Source organism: Pedobacter sp. UBA5917 (genome assembly GCF_002432345.1).
GTDB lineage: Bacteria > Bacteroidota > Bacteroidia > Sphingobacteriales > Sphingobacteriaceae > Pedobacter.
This window is the reverse complement of sequence record NZ_DJDT01000209.1, coordinates 1-7,486: the sequence shown is the minus strand read 5'-3', so window position 1 is coordinate 7,486 and position 7,486 is coordinate 1. Positions and strand designations below refer to the sequence as shown.

General features: G+C 43.8%; 4 protein-coding genes. All 4 read left to right on the top strand.

The genetic code is table 11. The annotated features are described in order from the left end of the window. Positions 1-994, top strand: a 994-nt coding sequence (locus tag B2V92_RS13935) for a Gfo/Idh/MocA family oxidoreductase (protein ID WP_293309138.1), incomplete at its 5' end; no start/stop codon positions are given. Positions 995-1,016: 22 nt separating this feature from the next. Continuing rightward, entirely contained in the window at positions 1,017-4,466 is a 3,450-nt protein-coding gene (locus B2V92_RS13930; RefSeq protein ID WP_293309136.1) for a family 16 glycoside hydrolase, read from the top strand. 30 nt (positions 4,467-4,496) lie between these two features. Then, positions 4,497-5,948, top strand: a complete 1,452-nt coding sequence (locus B2V92_RS13925; RefSeq protein ID WP_293309134.1) for a Gfo/Idh/MocA family protein — start codon at positions 4,497-4,499, stop codon at positions 5,946-5,948. Positions 5,949-6,133: 185 nt separating this feature from the next. After that, positions 6,134-7,219, top strand: coding sequence for a Gfo/Idh/MocA family protein (locus B2V92_RS13920; protein ID WP_293309132.1), 1,086 nt, complete (start codon positions 6,134-6,136; stop codon positions 7,217-7,219). The last annotated feature ends 267 nt before the right edge of the window (positions 7,220-7,486 follow it).

Here is a 7,486-nt window from a genome sequence, read left to right as displayed (position 1 = left end):
CAGGGAGCTGATACAATTGCCAGAGGTGGATATTGTACACATTGCAACGCCGCCGCACTGGCATGGGATTATGGCTGTTGATGCCGCCAATGCGGGTAAAGATATCTGGTGCGAAAAACCAATGACACATACCATAGGAGAAGGCAAAAGAGTGGTTGAAGCTGTAAAACAGCATGGCAGGATGTTTAGGTTAAATACCTGGTTCAGGTTTAAGGATACTTTTTATGGGATGGGCACTACCGTAAAACCGATTAAAAAACTGGTTGATAGCGGTATGCTGGGCTGGCCTTTAAAGGTAACAGTAAGTAAACACACCGGTTACGACTGGAAATTTTACTGGGTGGGCAAAGATCATCTGGAGCCCCAACCTGTGCCACCCGAACTTGATTACAATGCCTGGCTTGGGCCGGCACCTTATAAACCTTATAATGCACACCGTGTACACCAAACTTTTAGGGGTTATTGGGATTACGATGGTGGTGGATTGAGTGATATGGGTCAACATTATATCGATCCTATCCAGTATTTTTTGGGTAAGGACGATACCAATCCCATCTCGGTAGAGGTAGATGCGCCACAACAGCATACCGATGCGGTGGGCATCTGGAGAAGGATTACCTATACTTATGCCGATGGTTGCCAGATTATATTGGATGGTGAAGGGAAAGATACCAATGTACCTTATATTGAGGGGCCAAAAGGAAAGTTATATCCGGGTTTCAAATCTGATATACCCGATCTGGAACGTAAACTGGCGCAGTTCCCCGATCCGGATCCTGAAATTGTAGAATTTTCCGAATCGGTAAGAACCAGGAAGAAATTTGCCCTTAATGAAGAGAACGGGCACCGTTCGTGCAACATTGTGAACATTGGTCTGGCGGCTTTAAGATTGGGAAGGTCGTTAAAATTCGATCCTGTTAAACAGGAGTTTATTGATGATGAAGCTGCAAACAGATTAATTAATCCGGTAATGCGTGCGCCATTTTCCATTTAAAAACATTCCAATATAAGCCACCATGAATAAAAAAATATTAAGGGTATTGTTAGCGGTAATGCTATGCAATATCTTATATGCCCCAACAATTTTTGCCCAGGATAAAAAAGACGAAAGAACCACTACCACGCGTATCGCCGATCTGCTGGCTCAGTTACCAGCAAGGGATGCTGCTCAATTAGCACGCAATATGAAGGAAGTTGCTGGTTTAGGTGAAGATGGATATGTAACCTTAATCAGTGGTTTAACCGCACCAAACAAAGGTAACAATGCTTTAATTGAATATGCCGTTGGCGGTTTTACTGCCTTTGCAACTAAAAAAGACCAGCAGGCAGCAAGAGAAATGGCCGTTAAAGCCTACTGTAAAGTTTTGCCTAAACTATCAGATGAGCAGAATAAAGCTTTTATCATCAGTCAGTTCGATCTGGTAGGAAATGATGCTGCAATAGGCTGTTTAGAAAATTATCTTACCGATCAGCAGTTGGCCGATGAAGCATCGAGGGCACTCGCAAAAATAGGAACAACAAATGCTACTGCTGCGTTAATTAATGCATTACAGAAAGCAAATGGTAAAGCTAAAATGGCGATTGTTGAAGCATTGGGGCACAGCCATGCAAAAACAGCGGCAACGGCCATTGGGCCTTTGGCTACCGGAGCTGATAAAGAATTGGTTAAGGTAAGTTTGTTTGCTTTGGCCAATATTGGCGATGTATCATCAAAAGAGGTTTTGATTAAAGCTGCCGAGCAAACCGGTTATAAATATGATCAAACTAACGCATTGGCTGCCCTTTTGGTGTATGCACAAAATAGTGCCTTAACAGATAAGGCCGGTGCAGAAAACATTGCCAAAACAATTTTAGCCAAAGCAACAGCCGATGATCAGGTAACCCAGCGCATTGCTGCATTGCAACTGTTATCTTCTATACAGGGCAACCAGGAATTACTGTTATCAGCCATGCAGGATAAACAGTTCGAATACCGTGCGGCAGCAGTTAAATTTGCCGGCCCTGGTGTTAATGATAATAACAGTTCAGCCTGGCTAAACCAGTTAAAAAAAGTTGATGCACCAACGCAGGTAGCAATTCTGGGTATGCTGGCCAATAGCAGTGCAAAATCTGCTTTGCCCGAGATTTTGAAAAACATCAAAAGTGATGATCAACAGGTTAAAACAGCTGCGGTTAATGCCGCTGTAAAACTCGGTGGACAGGATATTTTAGATGATCTGTTAAAACTGATGGGTAAGGCCGGTTCAGCCGATATAACCACTATTTCCGAAGGTATCCTGAGGATAAAAGGCGATGCTGTAACAGCAAAAATAGCGGCTTATATTCCTAAATCTAAACCCGATGTGCAAGTAGCATTAATCAACCTTTTGGCTACCCGCGCGGCAACTAAGCAAACCGCTGTGGTTTATGGCAGCTTGGACAGTAAAAACCCCGAAGTAAGAAAAGCTGCTTTTCTTGCCTTACAACATGTTTCTACGGCAGAAAATAAAACACAGTTATTCGAACTTTTAAATAAAACAACCGATCAGGATGAACTTAAAGCGGTTCAGGAAGCGATTATTGCTTCGGTAAAAGGAACTGCGGACGCAACTGTACAAACAGATGCCATTTTACAGCAGATGAACAATGCTCCTGCTGATAAGAAAATTTTATTTTACAAAGTTTTAGCCGCTTTAGGTGGGCCAAAAGCATTAAAATCGGTTTCCGATGCCTATGCAACAGGCAATGATACCGCAAAAAAAGCCGCAATTGCAGCACTTTCTTCCTGGTCGGATGCTGGTTCAGCTGGCGAGCTGATCAATATTGCACGTTCAACCAATAACGCCGATTTCTTAAATCAGGCCATTTCGGGTTACCTCAATTTGGTAAGAAAAGGTAACTATCCTGCAGAGCAGCGTTTATTATTGTTGCGCAATGCCATGGCAGTTGCCAAAACCCCGGCCCAGCAACAACAGGTATTAAAAGATGCCGAGCAGGCCAAATGTTTTAACACTATTGTATTTGCAGGGCAATATCTTGATAATCCAACCCTGCAACAGGCAGCAGCAAATGCGGTAATGAACATTACCATGGCCGGAACGTATAACGGCGACATTGTAAAAGACCTTTTGAACAAAACCATCGCTGTAATTACGGGTGGCGACGCCGGTTACCAAAAAGAAGGCATGCGCAAGTACATTTCCGAAATGAAACCGGGCGAAGGTTACGTAAAAGTATTTAACGGCAAGGATTTATCGGGCTGGAAAGGCCTTGTTGCCGACCCGATCAAGAGATCAAAAATGGATGCCAAAACCCTGGCCGATGCGCAGGTTAAAGCAGATGCCGAAGCACAGGAAAGCTGGAAAGTGGTAAACGGGGAGCTGCAGTTTCAAAGTCACGGAAACAACCTTGCCACTGTGAAAAAGTACGGCGATTTTGAAATGCTGGTCGACTGGAAAATCATCGATGATAAAAAAGGGGAGGGCGACGCCGGTATTTATCTGCGCGGTACACCGCAGGTACAGATCTGGGACCTCGCCCGTACAAAAGTAGGTGCCCAGGTAGGCTCTGGCGGATTGTACAACAACCAGGTTAACGAAAGCAAACCGCTTAAGGTTGCCGATAACAAACTGGACGAATGGAATACTTTCAGGATATTAATGAAAGGTGATCGCGTAACCGTGTACCTCAACGGACAATTGGTTACCGATAATGTGATCCTGGAGAATTATTGGGACAGAAGCCTTCCCATTTTTGCCGAAGAACAGATCGAGTTACAGGCACATGGATCGCCGGTGGCCTACCGCGATATTTACATCAGGGAAATTCCCCGCCCAAAACCTTTTGAGCTGAGCGCACAGGAGAAAAAAGAAGGCTATAAAATTTTGTTTGATGGAACCAATATGCACAGTTGGACAGGTAATACCACCGATTATATAATTGAAGACGGCAATATTGCCATCCGTCCTAAACCGGGGAAAGGTTCTGGTGGTAATTTATTCACCAAAGAAGAATTCAGCGATTTTATTTACCGTTTCGAATTTCAGTTAACACCAGGTGCAAATAACGGTCTCGGCATCAGGGCACCATTAGAGGGTGATGCTGCTTATGTAGGTATGGAACTGCAGATCCTGGATAACGATGCACCCATTTATAAAGATTTAAAAGTGTACCAGTACCATGGTTCCATTTATGGTACTATTCCGGCCAAAAGAGGCTTTTTAAAACCTACAGGCGAGTGGAACTACGAAGAGGTAATTGCCAAAGGATCGAAGATTAAGGTAATCCTGAACGGGACCGTAATTTTAGATGGGGACATCGAACCTTTTAAGAAAAACGGCACCCCTGATCATCAGGAACACCCTGGCTTACAACGCGAAAGTGGCCATATCGGGTTTTTGGGGCATGGTTCACCAGTGCAGTTCCGCAACATCAGGATCAAAGACCTAAGCAAAAAAGAAGCAGATACCACAGGTAAAAAGAAATAAGTTAAATTAGCATGATAACCTTAAATAATAATGGAAGATAAGGCAAATTCGAATACCGGAAATTCTAGAAGAAACTTTATTAAAACTACGGCGCTTGCTGCGGCCGGATTTATGATCGTACCCCGCCATGTACTCGGTGGACCAGGCTTTTTGGCTCCTAGTGATAGGCTTCAGCTGGCAGGTATCGGAGCAGGAGGAAAAGGGGAAGGTGATATTGCGAGCATAGTTAGGGGCGGTAAAACAGATGTTGCTTTTCTTTGCGATGTAGACGATAGAAGGGCGGCAAACTCATTAAAAAACTTCCCAAAAGCAAAATATTATAAAGATTACCGCGAACTGCTGGATAAGGAAGGCAAAAATATTGATGCGGTAACCGTATCTACGCCCGATCATACCCACGCACAGATTGCTATGGCAGCCATGCAGCTGGGCAAACATGTGTACGTACAGAAACCCTTAACGCACGATATTTATGAGGCCCGCATGTTAACTGAAGCTGCAAATCGCTACAAGGTGGTTACGCAGATGGGAAATCAGGGTGCATCAGGAGATGGGGTAAGAAGGCTGCAGGAATGGTACGATGCCGGCAGGATCGGTAAAGTACACACGGTTTACTGTTGGACCAACCGACCTGTTTGGCCGCAGGGAATATCCTGGCCTACGGTAAAAGAAGAAGTGCCAAAGGAACTTGATTGGGACCTGTGGTTGGGCAGTGCTCCTTACAAAGATTACATCAATAAACTTGTTCCTTTTAACTGGCGGGGCTGGTGGGACTACGGTACAGGAGCCATTGGCGATATGGGCTGCCATTTGGTAGAACCTCCTTTCAGGGTGTTGGGATTAGATACCCCGATAAGTGTTGAATGTAGTGTAGGCAGCGTGTATGTTGATGAATTTAAACGGGCTTACCTACCCGAAAGCTGTCCGCCATCGAGCCATGTAATAATGACTTTTGCCAAAACACCAAAAACCAAACATGAGGTTCAGGTACATTGGATGGATGGAGGGATAAAACCCGAACGTCCGGAAGAACTCGGTGCAAATGAGAGTTTTGGCGATAACGGCGTATTGTTTATTGGTACAAAAGGTAAAATGATATGCGAAACTTATGGCAAAAACCCAAGATTACTACCTTTATCGCGGAACGAATCAGATAAGACTAAAATGACCATTCCACGTATTGTAAATCAGGAAGAAGGTCATTATACCCAGTTTGCCGAAGCTGCTATAGCTGGCTACGGGAAAATGCAGTTGAGCTCGCCCTTTGAAATTGCAGGACCACTTACCGAAACTTTACTCATCGCCAATCTGGCGATCCGTGGTACCGATGTGCAGCGTAGAGATTCGGCAGGTAAAATAAGTTACCCTGGCCGTGACATCAAAATGCTTTGGGATAAGGTAAATATGAAAGTTACCAATTTTGATGAAGTAAATCAGTTTGTAAAACGGGAATACCGCAAAGGCTGGTCGTTAGGGGTGTAAAATTGAATTAGTGAATTGATAAATGAGGGAATGGGTGAATTTTGAATGAGTGAATGGCTAAAATCAACCTTCCAACATTAAAACTTTCCAATAAATGAAAGAATTTTGAATAATTGAATGTTTGGATGGAAAAATCTCAACCTCAACATTCCAACATTAAAACATTCCAACATTAAATTAACAGTATGTCGATAGAAAATAAAAATTTAAGGGTTTTGGTGGTAGGCTGTGGCAATATGGGTGCTTCGCATGCCATGGCTTACCATACACTGCCCGGTTTTGAAATATGTGGTTTGGTTTCTACGGGGAAAAGCAAAGAAATTCTCAACAAAAAACTGGGTGGAAAATATAGTTTATACACCGATTTTTATGAGGCCATCGCCATTACTAAACCCGATGCCGTTTGCATTTCAACCTATCCCGATACACACGAAGCTTATGCCGTTAAATCTTTCGAAAGCGGTTGCCATGTATTTATAGAGAAACCATTGGCCGATACCGTAGAAGGAGCTGTTAGCGTGGCTGAGGCAGCTAAAAAAGCCAATAAAAAATTATTGGTGGGCTATATTCTGCGTTATCATCCATCATGGACTAAATTTACAGAACTGGCCCAAACTATGGGCAAGCCCCTGGTGATGCGTATGAACCTGAACCAGCAGAGCCATGGCCCGAAATGGACAGTACACCGCAACCTGATGAAAAGTTTAAGCCCTATTGTTGATTGCGCTGTACATTATATTGATATCATGTGCCAGATGACGAGGTCGAAACCGATGCAGGTGAGTGCCATTGGTGCGAGGCTTAGCAACGATATTCCCGAATGGAATTATAATTATGGTCAATTACAAATCCGCTTCGAAGATGGCTCTGTTGGCTGGTACGAAGCCGGATGGGGTCCGATGGTAAGTGATAATGCTTTTTTTATCAAAGATGTTTTCGGTCCGAAAGGGGCTGTTTCCATCGTGGCTAAAAAAGCAGGCGCCGCCGGAAACTCTGATAATATCGATGCACACACCAAAACCGAATCCATTAAAGTACACCATGCCGATTTAGATGCAGAAGATGAATTCAGCAAAACTGACGAATGGATAGATCTTGCCGATGAACCCGATCATCAGGAACTCTGTAACCGTGAGCAGCGTTATTTCTTAAAGGCGATAAACGAAAATATTGATTTAACCGATGCTACCAATGATGCCATAAACAGTTTAAAAATTGCTTTTGCCTGCGACGAATCGGTGAAAACAGGCGAAATGATCCGGTTGGGTTAAAAATCATTTCTTTAACAAATGGCCGTCATCTCGACCGGAACGCGGTGGAGTGGAGAGATCTAGTTAGATAGATCTCTCGGCTACGTTTCACTTCGCTCGAAATGACGGGTTGAGAGGGACTATTATGGAGCATTTTATTCACAATATGCAATTCCGCCCAGCTAGGCCACAGTACAGTATCTCCGTTCTGCTTAATTCCGGCCTAACAAATTTTTCGGACTTCACTGACCTAGCCAAGCCACTGGCTTTCAAAGAAAAATTTTCAGC

What these genes read in the sequence shown, in the direction of transcription:
- B2V92_RS13925 (WP_293309134.1), top strand. Translation starts at nt 4,497, where the DNA reads ATGGAAGATAAGGCAAATTCGAATACCGGAAATTCTAGAAGAAACTTT.
- B2V92_RS13920 (WP_293309132.1), top strand. Translation starts at nt 6,134, where the DNA reads ATGTCGATAGAAAATAAAAATTTAAGGGTTTTGGTGGTAGGCTGTGGC.
- B2V92_RS13930 (WP_293309136.1), top strand. Translation starts at nt 1,017, where the DNA reads ATGAATAAAAAAATATTAAGGGTATTGTTAGCGGTAATGCTATGCAAT.